Source organism: Corallococcus praedator (assembly GCF_003612125.1).
Classification (GTDB): Bacteria; Myxococcota; Myxococcia; order Myxococcales; family Myxococcaceae; genus Corallococcus; species Corallococcus praedator.
In genome coordinates this window covers 1-410 of the sequence record NZ_RAWI01001254.1, presented here as the reverse complement: position 1 = coordinate 410, position 410 = coordinate 1, and the positions used below count along the sequence as shown (strand labels likewise).

1 protein-coding gene is annotated in these 410 nt (G+C 75.4%); it reads left to right on the top strand.

Annotated features, from left to right (window positions below; genetic code table 11):
• A partial coding sequence (locus D7Y13_RS46605) for a hypothetical protein (protein WP_208734714.1) occupies positions 1–410 on the top strand: 410 nt, incomplete at both ends.

Genomic DNA, 410 nt, shown 5'->3' with positions numbered 1-410 from the left:
GATTTCTTCAGCGACGCCGAGGCGATGGCGGCGTTCGACCTCGCCGGGATAGGGCGGGCGCCGGCGCGCTTCGACGCCAGGAAGCTCCTGAGCCTCTCGGGCCAGCACATGGCGGCCGCGCCGGATGCGGCGCTGCTGGCCGAGGTCGAGGCGTTCCTCGCGGCCACCGGCGGCGCGCCCCTGCCGCCGGCGCACCGCGAGCGCTTCCTCGCCGCCCTGCCCTCGGCCAAGCCGCGCGCCAAGACCATCCCGCAGCTTCTGGAGCAGGCGCGCTACGCCCTGGTGGACCGCCCTGTGGGATGCGACGAGGCGGCGCGTGCGGCGCTGGCCGGGCCGGAGGCGGCGATCCTGCCGGACTTGACGCTGCACCTGCGAAATGGTCCCTGGGAACGCGAGGCCCTGGAAGGGGC